Here is a 17,664-nt window from a genome sequence, read left to right as displayed (position 1 = left end):
GTCATGACGCCACCCTTTCCTCGAGCAAGGCGAATGCCGTCGGTCCGGTTTCCGTCACGGGCGCAACGATCTGGTCGCTTCCTGTCCTCCGGGAAGGTCCCGAGACGCGGCCATGGTCGGATTGGCCGAGCCTGAACGCCCTGATCGTGTCGCCAAGCTCTACTATTACAGCCTTAAGGTTATCGGAGTGTTCACACGCGCCCGTCGCGACATGAGAAGTTTCGGTGAGCATGCGGCCAATCGAATTGGCCGCTTCCGCAAGGCTGGAGACTTCCGATGCGCATTCGCTCGTGTCGCGCGCAAGACGCGAAATCGCCGTATTGATCTCGGTGACCTGCGTGGCGATTTCACCGATCGCCCCTTGTGTGCGGTTGACCATCGCGACGCCGCTGTCGACCTGAGCCTTGGTGCCGGTGACGAGATCCTTGATCTCGCGCGCCGCGTCCGCCGATCTCTGGGCAAGTCCGCGCACTTCCTGCGCGACGACGGCGAAGCCCCGGCCGCTGTCGCCGGCGCGCGCCGCCTCGATGCCCGCATTCAAGGCGAGAAGATTGGTCTGGAAGGCGATGTCGTCGATGACGCCGATGATCTGACCGATCTTTTCGGCCGAGCTTTCGATATCGGCCATGGCGTCGATGGCCTGTCCGACGATCTTGCCGCTTTCGATCACCGCGTCGCGGGCTTTTCCGGAAGCGCCCTCGGCAAGACCGGCGCGATCGGCCGCCGCGGACACCTTGGCGGCGAGCGCAGCGACGTCGGAAGCGACCTCGCCCAGCCGCCCTGACGCCTGATCACTGTTGGACGCGAGCGCCGACGCCAACAACGCAATGCGGCTCGCTCCGTCGCGCGCCAGTTCGGCCGTGTCCGAAGACCGCCGCAATTCTGCGCTGATGACCTGCAACGCGCCGTTCAGGCTACCCAGGAGGTCACGGTAATCTTCCAGCGCCTGCTCTCCGACCGGTTGGGAAAAATCCTTGCCGGCGAGCCGTTCGGCGATCTCGCCGATCAAGGCCCGGGTCTCGCCGCGACGGGCGGCGTCTTTCGCCGCCAGTTCCTTCTGGTGGTTCAGCCGGCTCTCGTTGAAGCGCAGCGAGGTGGAGATTTCGAGATCCACCATGACGGCGCGGATGAGCGCTGAGACGAGCCGCAGCGCCTCATCCCGCTTGCGGGCGCCGCCGAACCAGCTCTTCGGCCAGTTGTCGCGAAGAACGCCGGCGACGAGGTGCTCGAGAACGACCGCTTGCCCGGCGATACGCCAGCGCGGATCAAGCCCGCCTCGGCTCTCGGTGTCGGATAGCAGTTTCACGCGCTCGGCATAGAGGCTGTCGAACCGCGCATCGGTCAATACGTCCCAATGGGACTGACAGAGATCGTGGAGGCGATCGATCTGCCCTTCGCTCTGGAACTGGCGTGCGGCGTCGGGGAAGGTTTGGTAGCGCTGGAAGAGATCGCGGAGACCATCTTTCACATGAGGCAACAGGTCGTTGCGGCGTTCGCGCAAAAGCGCGGCTTCTTCGGCGGCGAGCCCCGCGAAACGCAGGCGACCGCCGAGGCTTCCGCCTTCGCGTCTTTCCCTGTCCGCCGATGCAGCCCCGTCCACCACTTCAAATCCCCGTCACAACGCGCGACGCCAGCCGACGGGCTGACACGGCCTGCTTTGCACGGCTGCGAAAGATTTCCGCATTTCGCCGCGTAGAGCACGATCTCACAGAACATGTTCGAAAATCCGGACTTGATACCGGCACGGCGAAGCGGCTTCATGCCAATCGGACCACGCAGCGATCCCATTCCGGCGTGAGTAAAATGTTTATGGTTAATTCCTTGCCTGAAGGTTAACGCCATCCGCGAACACTCATTTTTCCTAAAATAAGAGCGCCGCCAACAGCGAACATCAACCGGCCAAGCCGGCAATTAATCGCCTCGGGCGCAGGATTTCCGTATGCGCGTCCGCGTGGGAGATACTTGTCGCACCGGCGGATCCACCTTCTCTGCCGTTAACCTTCTTCAACGCGCAATCCGGGCTTGCCAGCCGTCTCGCCGCTTCTATGATCGTCGAGGCAATCATCCCGAACGGACCACGTATGAGCCTCGACAGCGTCAAACAGTTTTTCCGCGACAACGCCCCGGACATCGAAGTCATCGAGTTGTCGGTCAGCACCGCCACCGTCGAACTGGCAGCGGCTGCGCATGGGGTCGAGCCGGGACAGATCGCCAAGACCCTGGCCATCCGGGTCGGCGAAGACGCCATCCTTCTGGTGACCATGGGCACGGCGCGGCTCGACAACAAGAAGTTCAAGGCCCGTTTCGCCGCCAAACCGCGCATGCTCGCTCTCGACGAAGTCACCGCCGAGACGAGCCATCCCGTGGGCGGCGTCTGTCCCTTCGGGCTGCCGAAGCCCCTCCGGGTCTATTGCGATATTTCGCTGCGGGACTACGCCGAAGTCGTGCCTGCAGCCGGGGACATTCACGCCGCCGTCAGGATCTCGCCCGAGCGCATGGCTGCTCTGGCAGGCGCCGAATGGGTCGACGTCTGCCAGTAATCGGAGGACGTCTCAACTCTTGCCGGCCAAGGCCAGACCTCGCAGGACGGCGTCCAGCAACTGCCCTTCGATAAAGGGCTTCACCAGAACCGGCCATTCCTGAAATCCGGGCACGCCCTCGGCGAAGTCGACATGGCCGGTCAGAAACACCAGCGCCGATCCGGAAGCGAGCACGGCCGAAGCATTGCGACGATCCGTTTCGGGCGTTTCGCCCGTATCCAGGAGCACGAGATCCCACGACCGCGCGCGCAGCTTCGCGCCCAGTTCGATCAGCGACGCGATTTCGATATCTCCCGGCAACAGCCCTGCGAGCGCTTCTTTGACGTCCAGCGCGATGAGATATTCCTTTTGCACCACCAGAATCCGCAAATCACTCTCCGAGCCCGGTTTCAATGCCGCGCAATCAACTGATTTGGGTCGGGTAAGTCATTTAACTTTGACATGTCCGGAACTTTTACGGCCCAGCAACATTGATATGCTGCATTCTACGGAGAAGCCCGAGTGGAGTCATCATCTCGCCGCACAGTGCGGCACGACTGCGAAAAATGCTGGATCAGAAATCTCGAGACCTTCCGAGAATTTTCCCCGCCGGAACTCGATTTCGTTTCCGAATTTAAAAGTGGCGAGATGTTGATCGAGCCCGGCGCGACCGTGCTCAGCGAAGGCTCCCTCAGCCCTCACCTTTATACGGTGCTCTCGGGTTGGGGCTTCCGCTACAAGATCCTCGAAGACGGCCGACGGCAGGTGCTCAACTATGTCGCGACCGGCGACCTGCTCGGTTTGCAGGGCACGCTCATGGGGGAAATGCAGCATTCTGTGGAAGCCCTGTCGCCGCTGTCGTTGTGCGTATTCGAGCGGGAGCGGCTCGGCACGCTGTTTCGCGATCATCCCGGTCTCGCTTTCGACCTGACCTGGATAGCGGCGCGTGAAGAGCGCATTCTCGACGAGCATCTTCTGAGCATCGGCCGCCGCAGCGCCATCGAGCGCGCCGCCTATCTCCTCGCCTTCCTCGCGCACAAGGCGCGAGAGTCGGGAATGGCGGACACGAAGTACATCAACCTGCCCGTCACCCAGTCGCATGTCGCCGACACTTTGGGACTGTCGATCGTTCACACGAACAAGACCCTGCGCAAGCTCGCGGAGCGCGGCGTCATCCGTTGGCTCGAGCGCGGCTGCGAAGTGCTGAACGAGGATGAATTGGCCCGGATCGCCGACTGGCGCCCGCCGGTGCCGAGACGCCGCCCCTTCATTTGAGGCGGCGGCTCGGGGCTGCCAAAGTCTCAGGCGGCCCGCCGCGCATCGGCGGGAAAAACCAGCCCGTAACGAACTTCACTTTGCGATACGCTATATTCCGCGTTGCCATTGACGGAGGCGGGAACGACCCGCTCGAGGATCGCAGTCCCAAGCCTGCGAACCGGCAGCGCAGAGTCCTGCCCCGCTTTGCGATAGGCCGCGTCCAGGGGTTCGCGCCAGGAAACACTGACGAAATCGCGTCCCTCACGCTCCTGCATCGCGATCGTCACCACGATCGTCTGGCCCGCCGGCAGGAAGCTGCCGAAATTGATCGCGTTGATCAACAATTCGTGGAAGGCGAGGCCGAGATGCATGGTCACATTCGGAGACAGCAACAGGTTTTCACCTTCGAACGTGATCAGCTGTTGGCCGTTTGGAATATAGGCCGAGACCTGCTGCTCCAAGAGCTCGCGCGCAAATGCGCCGCGCCAGCCGGAATCCGTCACCAGATCCTGTGATCTCGACAGGGAGAAGATGCGCCCCCTGAGCTTCTGCACATAGGCTTCGATAGAATCCGTATATTGCGAGGTCTGTGTGACGATGCTCTGGATGATCGCCAGAAGGTTTTTCGACCGATGGCTCACGTCCCGCAAGAGCGAATGAAGCACCTTTTCGCGACGTCGATCTTCGCCCCGATCGATGATCGTGGTGATGAACTGCATCTGCGCGCCATGGCCACTGAAGGCAAGCACCCGGAACTCGAAGACTCCGCCGTCTTCGAGCGTCACTTCGAGGATTTCAGTCTGACGGGTTTCGAGCGCACGCGACTTGGCGTCCGCCAATCGGGCGCCGATCTCCGCGCCGAAGACGGAACGATCGTCGGGCGCATCGTCGGATTTCAGGCGCCAGATATCCGGGAGGCCCGTGACACAGAGATAATTGTGGTCGCGGTCCTGCAAGATGAGGCTGGCGTTCATGTCGAGCAGGGCCGTGATGAAAAACGGGCCAAGCTCTCCCTCGTTGAGATCCTTGGCGTGCCAAAGGAATCGCCGCACCTTACACCTCGAAATTACGCGCCTGCAGCAGAAAGACCGATATCGCCTCTCCGTGCACCGCGCTTTGCCGGCTGCTACGCGTCAAATCTATCAGGCGGACATGGCCTGATAGGCCTTGTCGCCTTCATTGAAGAACAAGGCCTGACTGATCAATGCTTTCAGCATATCAGGATTATACGGCTTGGTGACAAGGAAAGTCGGTTCCGCACGCTCGCCTGTCAACAAACGCTCGGGGAAAGCGGTGATGAAAATCACCGGAACGCTGGCGACCTTGAGAATGTCGTTGATCGCGTCGATGCCGGAGCTGCCGTCGGCGAGATGGATATCGGCGAGGATCATGCCCGGATTGCTGCGACGATAAAGGTCAAGCGCCTCGGAATGCGTCCGGGCGATGCCGCTGACGCTGTGGCCAAGATCGAGTACGATGTGCTCGATGTCGAGCGCGATGAGCGGCTCGTCCTCGATGATCATGATCTCGGTGGTGATCTGACGGGAGATCTCCTGTGTCGCTTCGTCGAGAAGACGCTTCACGTCCTCGATGCCGACAGCCAGGATCTCGGCCGCCTCAGAAAAGGAAAAGCCTTCCACGGAGACCAGAAGGAAGGCGTGGCGCGCCTGCGTCGGCACGGCGGACAGATTGGCGACCGCTTTCTTCTCCCAGGCGAAGGGCGAAATGGCCTGCGGCACGTCGACCTGAGCCGACTTGAGGATGCGGACAAAAAGCTTATACAGCGCCACACGGTCCGACGACGCTTCCGGGAAGATACTGAGATCGGCGATCAACGCCTCGAGCGTCGCGACGACGAATGCATCGCCGGAGGTCTGAGATCCGGTGATCGCGCGCGAGTAACGGCGCAGGAACGGCAAATGGGCGGCCACGCGCTCGGTCAAGGTCATTCAGATGTTCTCCCCTTCTTGGATTCTGCTGACGCATTGGTAAATGCGAAGATAAGCAAAAGGTTCCGCGACTGTAAGTCGTCGCGATGAATTTATATCGTTCCTCGGCGACGCTCTGCCGGCGGTTCGCCATGAACCCGGCGCGCCGCAAAGAAAGCGCCCGCCGCGCACACGGCCAATATGGCCCATGGGCTCTTACGCATGAGGCCGGGCATCAGACCAAGCGCGAGATCCACCTCCGACAAAGGACGGATGGGAGCCTGTCGGATCACGACCCTGCGACGGCGCATCGTCATTGCGAGGAGGCCGACGATGGAGATGGCGATCAACACCGAGCCTGCGAACAACCAGCCGACCACCACGCCGTAGATATCGGATATGGCGATGGACGCTGCGGCCAGCAAAAAAGCCAGACCGACCGCCAGCAATAAGGCGAAGGCTAAAAAAAGCCCGGCGCGCGCCGCAGCCCGACTGGCGCCATTCGCCAGATTACTCCCCGCCAGCGTGATGAAGTGTTGCATGCTCATCCTCTGCGGGTCAGGAGAGCCGCGAGATAGCCGAGGCCGAGCGCCAGACCCACCGCCTGGAAAGGGCGAGCGCGTATTTCATCCTCCACGTCCCGGCCGAGAGAATAGGCTTCTTCACGGGCGTCGTTGAAAGCGCGGCGCGAAGCGGCGGCGGCATCGGCAGCCATGCGCTCGGCGCCGTCTCGGTAGGATTCCGCCTTTGCCGCGCCGAGGGCTGTCAGGGTCTTGGTCAGCTCGGCAAGATCGCGCTTGAGATCGCCGATCTGCGCTTCGAGATCCTCGACGGTCGGCGCGTTTTTCTCATTCGCTTCGGAAAAAGCCATGATGTCATCCCTTCTGATGTAAAGACCCGCGCGGCCTCGACCGCACTCGCTCCGGAAAATGCACGGACGGGGAAAAAGTTCCCGAAAATAAAAAGGAGAGAACCATTCCGGCGGGAGGAAAGGTTCTCTCCTTTACGCGTCTGGCGCCTTCGGGGGGATGAAGGGGCGGATCCGGCGCCAGCTTCCGAATGGAGAGGAGGGGGCTCTGCATTCGACATCCGCAAAACGCCGCGTTCGACGTTTGGTTCCGCCAACATGGCTGAAACCTCGATTTTTTCGCGTAATCCGGAACCGAGCAACATGCATGGGGTTACAAAATCTCGGAGACCTTCGGCGGCGTTGGACACCGTGTCACCGCCATCCTGGCGCAAAGTCCCCTCGGTTGCGCCGACGAACATCCGGACCGAGCGAAGTCGCGTAACAGATCTTTAAAAAGGAGTTGAGCATGAAAGCAATGAGATGGCTTTTGGCGGGACTATCCGCCCTGCTGATCTCGGACGGCGCGACGGTCGCTTCGGAGAATGCCGGAAGCAAGGAAGCGACGAGCGACCTTCCCTTTTCCGCCACAGACGTCGCCGTCTTCGACACGCCTTGGGCTCTCGCTTTTCTCGACGAAGATGAGATGCTGGTGACGGAAAAAGGCGGGCGGATGTGGCTCGTCACGACAGGCGGCGACAAAGTGCCGGTCGAGGGTGTTCCGGACGTGGTCTATCGCGGCCAACTCGGTTTGCTGGACATCGCGCCCGCCCCGGACTTCGCCGCGTCCGGGCTGGTCTATCTGACATATGTCGAACCGAACGCCGCGAGCGGATCTCTGGCGCTGGCGCGGGCCTCGCTGGCTCGCGGCGACGGTGAAGTCTCTCTCCAGAATTTCGACGTTGTCTGGCGTGACGACGCTTTACCCGGCGGCGGTCAGGCCGGCGGGGTGATCGCTTTCGCGCCTGACGGACGACATATATTCTTGACGGTGGGCGATCGGATGCGCCCAAAGCGCGCCCAAGATTTGTCGACCCCGCAGGGCAGCATCATCAGGCTCACGCTCGACGGCGAGCCTGCGCCGGGCAATCCCTTCGAGGCCCGCAGTCAGGCGCGACCCGAGATCTGGAGCTTCGGGCACCGCAATCCCTATGGTCTCGGCTTCGCCCCCGACGGACAACTCTGGGCCCATGAAATGGGCCCTCGCGGCGGAGACGAACTCAACCGCATCGAAGCGGGCGGCAATTACGGCTGGCCGCTTGTTTCCAATGGAGATCAATACAGCGGCGCGTCGATCCCGAGGCATTCGACGCGTCCCGACTTCACCGCGCCCTCGCTCTACTGGAACCCGGTGATCGCGCCCGCGGGGCTCGCTTTCTATACAGGCACGCGGTTTGCCGGTTGGAAAGGCTCAGCGTTGATCGGAGGACTTGCCGGACTGAGCCTCAGCCGTATAACATTCGATCCGAGCGGCGCCGCGCATGAGGCGGACCGTTGGGACATGGAGGCGCGCATCCGCGACGTCGCGGTCGACCCTGACGGCTATGTTTGGGTGATCGAAGATGACGCCGAGGGACGACTGAGGCGTTTGGAGCCGAAATAGCCATTCAGTCGTTTTATTCTACGCCGGCATGGAACCAATGTCCGCCGAGGGCGTTCCCGCGAAGACCAGACGACAATCAGCGCAACCATGCGAGCCCGCACATATGAACCATGATGAATCAAACGGAATGGGGGATCCCGGCGTGCCGGGTCCGTTCGGCGAGATCCCCAAGAAGCTCAAGGAGTATTACGACTCCCTGCAGGAAGAAGCCATTCCGGCCCGTTTTCTCGACTTGCTCGAACAGCTGGACAAGGCGGAGCGTGTCCACGCCGCCGGCAAACAGTCCCTCCTGACTGGGGAAAGCTGATCATGACGCAAGACGAAGACAGCATCGAAAGAGATTTCAAGCGTACGATGCTCGCTTGCCTCGGCAGCTTGCGCGCTTTCGGCGTCTCGCTCACCGGCCGCCACGATCGAGCTGACGATCTCGTCCAGGACACGATCATGAAGGCTTGGGCCAAGAAGAGCTCGTTCGAGCCGGGCACCAATATGAAGGCCTGGCTGTTCACTATCCTGCGCAACGAGTTCTACAGCCAGATTCGCAAGAGCGGGCGTGAAATCCAGGATTCGGACGGCTTTTACACCGAACAGCTGTCGACCCATCCGGGACAGTATGGCGCGTTGGATCTGCAGGACTTCAAGGCGGCGCTCGAAAAGCTGCCCGACGACCAACGTGAGGCGATCATTCTCATCGGCGCCTCCGGCTTTTCGTACGAGGAAGCGGCCGAGATTTGCCAATGCGCCATCGGCACGATCAAGAGCCGCGTCAACCGCGCGCGCAATCGGCTGGCCGAATTGCTGGCGGTGGAAGGCGACCGCGAATATGGTCCGGATTCCAGAGCGCTCGCCGTGACGGGTCGCACCTTCGTGGGCTGATCCGGCCAGCACCGAACAACGACGCCGCCGGTCTCGCGACCGGCGGCTTTTTCATGTGTACATGTCTCGAAGAGTGGCCTGCCCGGCAGGCGGAAACCACTGTCAGGGGATGGTCAGACTGACCTCGGCGCGCGTTCCGCGCTCGCGCGGGACATAGCGGATGCCGCCGCCGACGGCGCGCGCCATGGAGGCGACGATTCGCGACCCCAGCCCGGTGCCCTGCGCCGGCTGAGACATCTCGATGCCGCGACCGTCGTCCTCGACGACCAGAAGGGCTTCGCTATCGTTGAGGCGGGTCAGCTCGACGCGGATCTCGCCGTCTTCCTCTTCGGGATAAGCGTATTTGATCGCGTTGGTCAGCAGTTCGGTGACGATCATGCCGGTCGAGACGGCGCGATCGGAGGGGAAAATCACGCTTTCGAAATGTGAGCGGATATTGGACTTGCGCCGGTCCTTGGCCATGGTCTCGGCCAGTTCCGAAATCAGCGTCGAGAGATAGCGGCTCATCTCCACCTCGCGCACATCGTCGGACGTATACAGGCTGCGATGCATGCCCGCGATGGCCGAGATCCGCGCCTGCGTCTCCGACAGCGCATGACGAACTTCATCGCTTTCGCTGGCCGAAACCTGGAGACGGATGAGAGCGGCGACCAGCGCAAGGCTGTTGGCGACGCGATGATTGACTTCGGCGAGCAGAATTTCCGCCCGTTCCTTGCCGAGCCGAATCTCCTGCTCCGCCTCCTCGCGCGCGGCGCGGAGTTCTGCGTTTTCCAGCGCCTGCTGGAGCGCATTGCCGAGCAGCGGCCAGAAATCGTCGCCGACCGTCTTGATGACATAGTCGGCCGCGCCGGCTTTCAGAGCGTCGACGGCGATGGTCGCCTCGCTCGAGCCCGTGACGTAGACGACCGGCAGCACGACCCCCTGCTCGTCGAGACGACGCATGAAATCCAGTCCGGTCGACCCCTGCAGATAGTGATCGAGCACGATGGCGTGGAATTCGCCCTGCGCCAGACGCTCCAGGCCCTGCACGGCGTCCTGGGCATGCTCGGTCTCGTATCCGAGCCGCCCGAGCGACTTCTGGGCTAGGCGGAAAAGCGCATAGTCGTCATCGATATAGAGGATCTTTTTCGCCATCGCCGGGTCGCTTTCAGGGAATTTGCATCACGGAGAAAAACAGCCCCAGTTGCCGGATGGCGTGCGCGAAGCTGTCATAGTCCACCGGCTTGGTGATGTAGACATTGGCGCCGAGATCGTAGCAACGCTGGATTTCTCGTTCGTCATCGGTGGTGGTGAGGATGATCACCGGCAGACGCTTGGTGTGCGGATTGGCTTTGACCTTTTCGAGAATATCGATACCGGACATGTCGGGCAGGTTGAGGTCCAGTAAAATCAGCAGATATCGCCCCTCGCTCACCGACCCCGAGCGATCTTCGCCCAATATGAAGTCGAGCGCGGAATTGCCGTTTGCGAAAGGAATGATTTCATTGTTGACGCCCGCGCGCCGAACATTCTTTTCGATCAGGCGCGCATGGCCTTCATCGTCTTCGACCATCACGATCGTTACTTCTTTGCCTGCCGCCATCATTCGCTGATACTCCCTACAAAACGACTGAGATCCGAAGGCATCCGGATCATGAATGTCGAGCCCTTGCCCCGTTCCGATTTCAACTGGATGTCGCCGCCCATATTGCGCACGAGCGAACGGACATGCGCCAGGCCGATCCCCTCGCCCGGCTTGTCCTGCACGCCCGAGCGGCGGAACAATTCGAAGACGCGTTCATGATCCTCCGGCGCGATGCCGCGGCCGTTGTCGCTCACATCGATGCCGACCGTGAAGGCGTTGACGCGGAAGGCGCGCACCGAAAGACGCAGAGGCCGCTCCGGCTCGCGATACTTGACCGCATTGTCGAGCAGATTTCCCAATGCCTGCTCGAGCGAGAAGCGGTCGGTGACGATGGTCTTCACATCGACCTTGATGCTGACCTCGCCGCTGGCTTCGAGCACCTGATGCTGGATCGCGGCGGCGTTGTGCTGAACGAGTTGCGCGACATCGATCCGCTCCGGCTTCAGTTGCCGGCGGCCGTCGCGCGAAATCTTGAGAATCGCGTTGATCAACTCGTCCATCTTGCGCGTGGAAGAGCGGATGAAGCCTATGGCCTCGGGCAGATCCTCCTCGACCGCCAGCACCGTATCGGCCCGCGCCGTCTCGGGAGCGGAACCCGCCTCACCCTTGAAATAGGCCTGGATGGTCTTCAGCGCATTGTCCAGCTCGCTGGTGAAGCCCATGATGTTGACCAGCGGCGCCCGGAGATCGTGGGTGACGATATAGGCGAATCGCTGGATCTCCTGATTGGCCTGGATCAGATCTTCGGTGCGTTCACGCACCCGCTGCTCCAGACCGGCGTTCAATCCTTCCAGTTCGCGTCGCGCCGCCAGAATCTCGCGAACATAACGGCGGATGATCAGGAAAAAGATGACGAAGACGGCCAGGACGGCGATGACGCCCGCGATCGTCGCCATTCGAAGCCCCATGGCGAGATTGAGATGGCTTTGCAGTTGCAGGGCGATCTGCCGATCGGCCTCGGCGATGACGCCGCCGAGCGTTTCGCGGATATCGTTCATCAGCGACAGGCCGACCTGGTTTCTCACCATGTCGAGCGCATCGTCGCGACGGCCGGATTGTGCGAGCGACAGAGTCGCCTTCAACTCGGTCAGCTTCTGCGTGATGACCCGGCGCAGCGACTCGACATCGATTTCGGAGAAGCGGCTGCCGCTGATCGATGCCTCCAGAGCATCTTCGCGGCGCGATATCTCGTCGATGGAATCACGGTAGGGCTGCAGGAATGTCGGCTCCATGGTCAGCAGGAAACCGCGCTGGCCGCTTTCGGAATCCTGGATGGCCAGGAGAAGATCCGCCGCCGCGCTGCGGACCATGCGCGCTTCCGCAGCGCCGGCGACATATTGTTGCGTCTTGTAGACGAGATAGATTATCCCCGAAACGATCCCGACGAGGATGAAGGCGCTCGCCACGAGAGCGATGAACGTCGATCGGATCAACGACTGCTGTTGGTCGGACATTCAGGCGCCGCTCCCGCGCGACGCCGCCGCCGACCCGCTCGTCGGCGCTGCATGGGCGACTGCCGCCGCCTTTGCCAAAACCATATGCCCCTCTCGCGCTTCACCCGTGTCGACCACATTCAACGCGCGCGCGGAGGGAAGGTTCCAAAAATTCGTGGAAAAAATCAGCCGACCTCGTCGAGGCGCTGTAGCGGCATCCAACTGCGCGCCTTGAGGAAGGGGAGCAGATCGGCGGGACTCATGGGGCGGGCAAGGGCGTAACCTTGCAGATAGTGGCAACCGAGGTCGCGCAGGATGTCCGCATGTTCCATGGTCTCCACCCCTTCGGCGACAATCTCGATGCCGCGCGAGCGGCCGATATCGATGATCGACCGCACCAATTGCTGCTGCGCCTTCGATTCCACGATCGGCTGGATGAGTTGCCGGTCGATCTTGAGCCGCCGTGGCGTCAGCTTCAGGAGAGTGACGATCGACGCATAGCCGGTGCCGAAATCGTCGATCTCGATGTCGATGCCGAGAGCGCGGATCTTCTCGATCTGCGGCACGAGCTCGCCGTCGTGACCGTCGAAGGAGATGGATTCCAGGAGTTCGAAGGACAGGGAGCCTGGCAGGATCGGCAATGCGGCCAGTCGTTCGATGAGACCCTCCTCGCGCAAACGCTGGGCGGAGATGTTGACCGACACCTTCTGCACCGGCATGCCGGCGAGCTTCAGGCGGTTGAGCTGCATCAGGGCCTGGTTGAGTATGATCTCGTCGATCGCAGCCAGGACCTTGAGGTTCTCGGCGATCTTGAGAAACGCGTCTGCCCCGAGCAGACCTTTGACCGGATGATCCCAGCGCGCCAGCGCTTCCAGCCCGACGACTTCCAGCGTCGCGGCGTCGAATTGCGGCTGGAAAAAGGAGATGAACTCGTTCTGCTCGAGCCCGCGCAAAATGTCGTCAGCCGTCTTCTTCGTGTGGACGGCGTTGAGCCGAAGCGTCTCGTTGAAGCGTTCGACGCGATTGCGGCCCCGTCTTTTAGCCTCGTAGAGAGCGATGTCGGCGTCGACGAGCAGTTGCTCCACGGGTTCCGAAGCATCCGTGCGCGAAGCGATGCCGATGCTGGCGCCCACGCGGCATTCGTGGCCCTCGTAATCGACAGGCTTGCTCAGGGCTTCGACGAGCCGGCTCGCCATGTCGGAATGCTCCTCGGCCGAGCCCGGCATGCGCGAAACAACGACGAATTCATCGCCGCCGATGCGGGCGACGAAATCGCTGCCGCGGACATTGAGTTTCAGCGCCTGGGCGGCGTGCTTGAGGATCACGTCGCCCGCGGCGTGACCGAGCGTATCGTTGATGTCCTTGAAGCGATCGAGATCGATATGCAGGACTGTGACGTCCATTTCGCCACCGGCGTCTTCCATATCGGCGAGGATCTGATCGAGATAACGTCTGTTCGGAAGGCCTGTGAGCGCGTCGTGCAGCGCAGCGTTCTCCATGCGGAGATGCGCCTTTTCGAGTTCGCGATGCTGATCTTCGGCTTGGCGCTTGGCGCGCCGGAGATCGGCCTGCAGGCGTATGTCTTGGGTGACGTCCCAGTTGACGCCGACGATCTTCTTGCGTCCCTTGCCATCCAGATAGGCGTTGCCGATCGCGCGGATGAAGCGGATGGCGCCGTCTTTGCCGACGACGCGGAATTCGCTGCGATATTCTCCGCCGTTCGTCACCACTTCGGTGAACTCGCGCTGCGCCTGCGCAAAATCGGCAGGATGCAGCGTGTCCTTCCAGTCCTCGTAGGTGGCGGTGCGCGCATCCGGAGGCCATCCATAGAGCACCTTCATGCGTTCGTCCCAGACGAGCAGGTTGGCCGCGGGATCGAACTCCCACACGCCGATCTGCGACGTCTCGAGCGCCACCTGCAGGCGGCGAGAAAGAAGCCTCATCGCTTCTTCCCGTTCGTGGATCGCCACCAGGTTGCGCTGCCGCTCCTGCATCAGTCGCCCGGCCCAGACCATCGGCAACACAACGATCGTCTCGGCGAGCAGCAGTTGAAGGCGAAACAGCCAGACATCGGCGAGCGAGAGGCCGAAGCCGGATTTCGGGGCGGCGGAAATGGTCCATGTTTCGCGCCCTACGTCCAGAGTCACCGACACACGGTCGTCGGACAACAGTGTCTCGTCTCCAAAAAAATGGTCGAGCTGCAACCCGTCCTCGGTCCGCGCGCCGATCGCAAGTCGGTCGGTATTCTGCGCGTCCAAGAGGCCGCTGCGCTCATACAGCGCGGCTAGATTGACCACCGAAGATAAAATGCCCCAGAACTCACGCTTGCCATTTTCCATCGGCAGAAAGACCGGCAGTCGGATGATGAGAGCCTCACCACCCTGGACGAGCTTGACAGGTCCGGTGATGACGGGAGCGCCACTGTCGCGCGCCGTCAGCACCGCGTCGCGTTGAGACGGAAGTTTCATGTAATCGAGGCCGATGACGGCGGTGTTCGGCGCATAGGGGTGAACCATGCGCACCACCAAACCAGGCGCAGCGGCGACGTTTATGATCTGGGACTGACCCTGGATAACCTGCGCCGCGATTTCGGAGAATTGCGCCTGCTGCATGCCGGGAAGCGCTTCTATGGTGGCGACGAGACCGCGCATCAGATACAAATTGCCTCGGATATCGCTGTCCAGCCTGGAAGCGATCTGATTCAGACGATCCAGGGAGGCGAGACGCTTTTGCTGATAGGCAGAGGATTGATGCAGCCAGTCGGCGTAAACCAAGATGCCGACCATCGCCACGATAGCCACGAGAGCCGGCACATAGTGGAGAGACAAGAAGCCGAGAAGCCTTCTTCGTCTCCGAGTGGAATCCGCCGCCCCGTCAGACATTCCTTGTTACGCCCTTACAAATATACGGTATTTGGCCCCATTTGAACTCAGGTGTAACTTTGCCGTCTTAACAAGGGATTTCGACGCCCTCCTAGATTTTGACTGGCGTGGAATGAGGGGAAACAAGGTTAAGTTTTACCGCCCGATCAGAGAACCAGCCTGTACACATGGGTCGACTTGTCGATGACGGGCGCACGGTCCGGGTCCGGCCAGTTCATCGTATCGGACGGCACCCAACCGCGCTGGCCATCTGCGATGACCTCGCACCAGCCGGTGTCGCGTTCGCAGCCGATCACCTTCAACCCCTGCCCCCAGGCGATCAAACCGATGCGCGGAAAATCCATGGAGGGGCCACCATAGAGACGCATGGAATTCTTGGCGAGAGCGATGTCCTCTGCAAGCGCTGCAGACGGGGCGCCGATGGCGACGGCAAGCAAGATCGCGGACAGGATCTTCATTTTCCTATCTCCTGAAGCCCGAGTTTTTCAGGCGTTTGAGGTGAATTCTTCGCTGGGGAAATGCGGCGACGGCAGGAAGGTTCCGCGGCTTGACAGACTCACGAGGACGTGATCGGGCATATGGAAGCCTCGATCGGGAACTCTTGCGCGAGCCGGGCTTTTGTCTGACAGTGCGCCGAAGGGAGCCCGACATGACGACAGACGATCAAGACATGACCGACAGCAAACTGACGCGTTCTAAGCGTCGCTGGGCCGAGGAAGGAAAGTTCCTGACCGGCCGGATCTCCAGGCCCGAAGCCGAGCGCCTGCCGCCCGGTCAGCACCTCGTAAAAAACTGGCCGGTGCTGGATCTTGGCCAACAGCCGGAAATCCGGCCCGACAGTTGGAGACTGGATATCCGCGGCCTCGTCGACAGCCCCGTGACCCTTTCCTGGAAGAGTTTTCTTGCGCTTGACCAGTCGGAAAGCAGGAGCGACATCCATTGCGTGACCACGTGGTCGCGCTACGACAACGACTGGCGCGGCGTGCTGACGCGCGACCTTCTGGACGCGGCGCCGCCCAAGGCGGAGGCGACGCATGTCATGCTGACCAGCTATGACGGCTATACGACCAACCTGCCGCTCGAGGATTTCGCTTCAGAGGACGCGATCCTCGCGACGCACTGGCAGGGAGAGCCGATCACCACCGAGCATGGGGGGCCCATGAGACTGGTCGTGCCGCATCTCTATTTCTGGAAAAGCGCCAAATGGCTGAACCGTATCGAGTATATCGCCGGAGATAAGGCAGGCTTCTGGGAGCGCAACGGCTACCACATGCGCGGAGATCCGTGGCGCGAGGAGCGCTATTCCGACGATTGAGGCTCAGATGCGCCGGGCGACGGCGAACAGGCCGAGCCCTGCCAGAATCATGCCGCCGCCCCACCAGATCCAGCTGCGATCATTGATCATAAAGCTCTGCTCCGGATAGGGAAAGAACCCGCTTCCCTGTCCCATCCAGATCAGGCCCATCAGGGCGATCAGCAGGCCTGCGCCCATCAAAATCTTGCGCGTCATTCGACACCTCCGCTTTTAACATCCTACGCGTTGTCCCCGCCGGCGGCTCACCTTTTTCGCGGTCGTCGGACGTCAACGGAGGAAAGCGCGGAAGCGGCGCAAAGATATGGCGAACAGCACGCCGCCGATGGCGATCAGCGCCAGAAACTGAGGCCAGACCACTGAAAGACCGGCGCCCCGAAAGAGGATCGCCTGTCCAAGCATGACGAAATGCGTGGTCGGCGCCGCCAGCATAATGTCCTGAATGATCATCGGCATGCTTTCGCGCGGCGTCACCCCGCCCGAGAGAACCTGGAGCGGGATCATCACCAGCATCAACAGCATTCCGAACTGCGGCATCGAGCCTGCGGTGGTGGCGAGAAAGATGCCGAGCGATGTCGTGGCGAAGAGATGCAGCGCCACGCCGGCAAGAAACAACCCGAGCGATCCCTGGATCGGCACGTCGAGAAGACCATTGATGACGACGGTGATCGAGAAGGCGGACGCGACGAGGACCGCAAGCCCCATCGACCAGATCTTGCTCAGCATGATTTCCGTGCTGGTCACCGGCATCACCAGGAGATGCTCCACCGTGCCGTGTTCGCGCTCCCGGATCAGGGCCGCGCCGGTTAAGACGATGGCCAGCATGGTGATGGAGGTGATCAGATTGACGATGGCGCCGAACCACATGGAGTCGCGCTGTGGATTGAAGCGGTTGCGCATCACGAGATCCGGGCCGACCCTCGCCGAACCGCGACTGTGATCGACGAATTCGTTGATCTCGGAGTTTACGATCGACTGGATGTAGCCATTGCCGCTGAAGGCCTGCGTCATGCGCGTAGCGTCGACGTTGAGCTGCAGCGTCGGCTGGCGGCCGGCCAGCAAGTCGCGCTGAAAATCGGTGGGGATATCGAGCGCGAAAGTGTCGAGACCGGCGTCCATGCGTCGGTCCATCTCGGAAATATCAATCAGCTTCGGCGTCGTGAAATAAGGGGGATAAAAGGCGGTTTCGATGCGCCCCGACAAAGGCGATCGGTCCTCGTCGACGATGGCGATGGCGGCGTGATTGAGCGCGTCCGGCATGGCGCGGGAGGCCGTATAGACCGATATGGTGAAGGAATAGACGATCAGGATCATCAGCATCGTATCCCGGAAGAGGCCGCGGATTTCCTTGACGCCGAGATTGTAGATATTCGCGAGCCGCAT

The 17,664-nt window shown here is 61.4% G+C and carries 19 protein-coding genes; 6 read left to right on the top strand and 13 right to left on the bottom strand.

What is annotated here, in order from left to right:
• Window position 1 precedes the first annotated feature (1 nt).
• Window positions 2-1,600, bottom strand: coding sequence for a globin-coupled sensor protein (locus OCK01_RS26450; protein ID WP_318530238.1), 1,599 nt, complete (start codon window positions 1,598-1,600; stop codon window positions 2-4).
• Between the two features lie 481 nt (window positions 1,601-2,081).
• Between OCK01_RS26450 and OCK01_RS11510 the strand changes: the two genes are divergently transcribed.
• A complete protein-coding gene (locus OCK01_RS11510; RefSeq protein WP_182827293.1) occupies window positions 2,082-2,540 on the top strand; it encodes a YbaK/EbsC family protein in 459 nt (152 codons plus the stop codon).
• 12 nt (window positions 2,541-2,552) lie between these two features.
• Here OCK01_RS11510 and OCK01_RS11505 read toward each other — a convergent pair whose 3' ends face one another.
• Complete coding sequence (locus tag OCK01_RS11505; RefSeq protein ID WP_263824056.1) at window positions 2,553-2,909, bottom strand: hypothetical protein; 357 nt, start codon at window positions 2,907-2,909, stop codon at window positions 2,553-2,555.
• 132 nt (window positions 2,910-3,041) lie between these two features.
• Here OCK01_RS11505 and OCK01_RS11500 point away from each other — a divergent pair, with 132 nt between their 5' ends.
• Window positions 3,042-3,794, top strand: a complete 753-nt coding sequence (locus OCK01_RS11500; protein ID WP_263824055.1) for a Crp/Fnr family transcriptional regulator — start codon at window positions 3,042-3,044, stop codon at window positions 3,792-3,794.
• 26 nt (window positions 3,795-3,820) lie between these two features.
• Here OCK01_RS11500 and OCK01_RS11495 read toward each other — a convergent pair whose 3' ends face one another.
• The 4 genes from OCK01_RS11495 to OCK01_RS11480 form a co-directional block, all read right to left on the bottom strand.
• A complete protein-coding gene (locus OCK01_RS11495) occupies window positions 3,821-4,828 on the bottom strand; it encodes a sensor histidine kinase (protein ID WP_263824054.1) in 1,008 nt (335 codons plus the stop codon).
• Between the two features lie 90 nt (window positions 4,829-4,918).
• Entirely contained in the window at window positions 4,919-5,725 is an 807-nt protein-coding gene (locus tag OCK01_RS11490; protein ID WP_263824053.1) for a response regulator, read from the bottom strand.
• Window positions 5,726-5,817: 92 nt separating this feature from the next.
• Window positions 5,818-6,246: a hypothetical protein gene (locus tag OCK01_RS11485; RefSeq protein ID WP_263824052.1), complete on the bottom strand. Its 429-nt coding sequence runs from the start codon at window positions 6,244-6,246 to the stop codon at window positions 5,818-5,820.
• A 2-nt stretch (window positions 6,247-6,248) separates the two neighbouring features.
• Window positions 6,249-6,575 carry a DUF883 domain-containing protein gene (locus OCK01_RS11480; RefSeq protein WP_263824051.1) on the bottom strand — a complete coding sequence of 109 codons (327 nt, stop codon included), beginning with the start codon at window positions 6,573-6,575 and terminating at the stop codon, window positions 6,249-6,251.
• A 445-nt stretch (window positions 6,576-7,020) separates the two neighbouring features.
• On the opposite strand from OCK01_RS11480, the gene OCK01_RS11475 reads away from it, so the two are divergent.
• From OCK01_RS11475 to OCK01_RS11465, 3 genes are all read left to right on the top strand, one after another.
• Complete coding sequence (locus OCK01_RS11475) at window positions 7,021-8,154, top strand: PQQ-dependent sugar dehydrogenase (protein ID WP_263824050.1); 1,134 nt, start codon at window positions 7,021-7,023, stop codon at window positions 8,152-8,154.
• A gap of 103 nt (window positions 8,155-8,257) precedes the next feature.
• On the top strand, window positions 8,258-8,461 hold the full coding sequence (locus OCK01_RS11470) for a NepR family anti-sigma factor (protein WP_281409981.1): 204 nt from the start codon (window positions 8,258-8,260) through the stop codon (window positions 8,459-8,461).
• 2 nt (window positions 8,462-8,463) lie between these two features.
• Window positions 8,464-9,030, top strand: coding sequence for an RNA polymerase sigma factor (locus OCK01_RS11465; RefSeq protein WP_137156732.1), 567 nt, complete (start codon window positions 8,464-8,466; stop codon window positions 9,028-9,030).
• A 102-nt stretch (window positions 9,031-9,132) separates the two neighbouring features.
• On the opposite strand, the gene OCK01_RS11460 is transcribed toward OCK01_RS11465, so the two are convergent.
• From OCK01_RS11460 to OCK01_RS11440, 5 genes are all read right to left on the bottom strand, one after another.
• Window positions 9,133-10,164, bottom strand: a complete 1,032-nt coding sequence (locus OCK01_RS11460) for a histidine kinase dimerization/phosphoacceptor domain -containing protein (RefSeq protein ID WP_263824049.1) — start codon at window positions 10,162-10,164, stop codon at window positions 9,133-9,135.
• Window positions 10,165-10,177: 13 nt separating this feature from the next.
• Window positions 10,178-10,615 carry a response regulator gene (locus OCK01_RS11455; RefSeq protein WP_182827300.1) on the bottom strand — a complete coding sequence of 146 codons (438 nt, stop codon included), beginning with the start codon at window positions 10,613-10,615 and terminating at the stop codon, window positions 10,178-10,180.
• Window positions 10,612-12,108, bottom strand: coding sequence for a sensor histidine kinase (locus OCK01_RS11450; RefSeq protein WP_263824048.1), 1,497 nt, complete (start codon window positions 12,106-12,108; stop codon window positions 10,612-10,614). The genes OCK01_RS11455 and OCK01_RS11450 overlap by 4 nt, the downstream gene beginning before the upstream one ends.
• Before the next feature lie 164 nt (window positions 12,109-12,272).
• Window positions 12,273-14,969: an EAL domain-containing protein gene (locus OCK01_RS11445; RefSeq protein WP_263824047.1), complete on the bottom strand. Its 2,697-nt coding sequence runs from the start codon at window positions 14,967-14,969 to the stop codon at window positions 12,273-12,275.
• 146 nt (window positions 14,970-15,115) lie between these two features.
• On the bottom strand, window positions 15,116-15,427 hold the full coding sequence (locus tag OCK01_RS11440; protein WP_182827302.1) for an SH3 domain-containing protein: 312 nt from the start codon (window positions 15,425-15,427) through the stop codon (window positions 15,116-15,118).
• A 191-nt stretch (window positions 15,428-15,618) separates the two neighbouring features.
• Here OCK01_RS11440 and OCK01_RS11435 point away from each other — a divergent pair, with 191 nt between their 5' ends.
• Window positions 15,619-16,284, top strand: coding sequence for a sulfite oxidase-like oxidoreductase (locus tag OCK01_RS11435; RefSeq protein WP_263824046.1), 666 nt, complete (start codon window positions 15,619-15,621; stop codon window positions 16,282-16,284).
• A gap of 3 nt (window positions 16,285-16,287) precedes the next feature.
• On the opposite strand, the gene OCK01_RS11430 is transcribed toward OCK01_RS11435, so the two are convergent.
• Together OCK01_RS11430 and OCK01_RS11425 are read right to left on the bottom strand one after the other, a co-directional pair.
• Window positions 16,288-16,479 (bottom strand): hypothetical protein, encoded by a 192-nt coding sequence (locus OCK01_RS11430; protein ID WP_263824045.1) that lies wholly within the window; start codon window positions 16,477-16,479, stop codon window positions 16,288-16,290.
• Window positions 16,480-16,551: 72 nt separating this feature from the next.
• A complete protein-coding gene (locus OCK01_RS11425; protein WP_263824044.1) occupies window positions 16,552-17,664 on the bottom strand; it encodes an ABC transporter permease in 1,113 nt (370 codons plus the stop codon).

It is taken from the genome of Rhizobium sp. TRM95796, assembly GCF_025779995.1.
GTDB lineage: Bacteria > Pseudomonadota > Alphaproteobacteria > Rhizobiales > Rhizobiaceae > Rhizobium_E.
Note: the sequence above shows the minus strand (reverse complement) of the source record. Positions and strands in the feature narration are given on the sequence as shown.

Coding starts and splice junctions, on each gene's coding strand:
- OCK01_RS11435 (WP_263824046.1), top strand. CDS start 15,619: ATGACGACAGACGATCAAGACATGACCGACAGCAAACTGACGCGTTCT.
- OCK01_RS11470 (WP_281409981.1), top strand. CDS start 8,258: ATGAACCATGATGAATCAAACGGAATGGGGGATCCCGGCGTGCCGGGT.
- OCK01_RS11465 (WP_137156732.1), top strand. CDS start 8,464: ATGACGCAAGACGAAGACAGCATCGAAAGAGATTTCAAGCGTACGATG.
- OCK01_RS11440 (WP_182827302.1), bottom strand. CDS start 15,427: ATGAAGATCCTGTCCGCGATCTTGCTTGCCGTCGCCATCGGCGCCCCG.
- OCK01_RS11480 (WP_263824051.1), bottom strand. CDS start 6,575: ATGGCTTTTTCCGAAGCGAATGAGAAAAACGCGCCGACCGTCGAGGAT.
- OCK01_RS11445 (WP_263824047.1), bottom strand. CDS start 14,969: ATGTCTGACGGGGCGGCGGATTCCACTCGGAGACGAAGAAGGCTTCTC.
- OCK01_RS11450 (WP_263824048.1), bottom strand. CDS start 12,108: ATGTCCGACCAACAGCAGTCGTTGATCCGATCGACGTTCATCGCTCTC.
- OCK01_RS11510 (WP_182827293.1), top strand. CDS start 2,082: ATGAGCCTCGACAGCGTCAAACAGTTTTTCCGCGACAACGCCCCGGAC.
- OCK01_RS11490 (WP_263824053.1), bottom strand. CDS start 5,725: ATGACCTTGACCGAGCGCGTGGCCGCCCATTTGCCGTTCCTGCGCCGT.
- OCK01_RS11460 (WP_263824049.1), bottom strand. CDS start 10,164: ATGGCGAAAAAGATCCTCTATATCGATGACGACTATGCGCTTTTCCGC.
- OCK01_RS11425 (WP_263824044.1), bottom strand. CDS start 17,664: ATGCGGCTCGCGAATATCTACAATCTCGGCGTCAAGGAAATCCGCGGC.
- OCK01_RS11475 (WP_263824050.1), top strand. CDS start 7,021: ATGAAAGCAATGAGATGGCTTTTGGCGGGACTATCCGCCCTGCTGATC.
- OCK01_RS11430 (WP_263824045.1), bottom strand. CDS start 16,479: ATGACGCGCAAGATTTTGATGGGCGCAGGCCTGCTGATCGCCCTGATG.
- OCK01_RS11485 (WP_263824052.1), bottom strand. CDS start 6,246: ATGCAACACTTCATCACGCTGGCGGGGAGTAATCTGGCGAATGGCGCC.
- OCK01_RS11455 (WP_182827300.1), bottom strand. CDS start 10,615: ATGATGGCGGCAGGCAAAGAAGTAACGATCGTGATGGTCGAAGACGAT.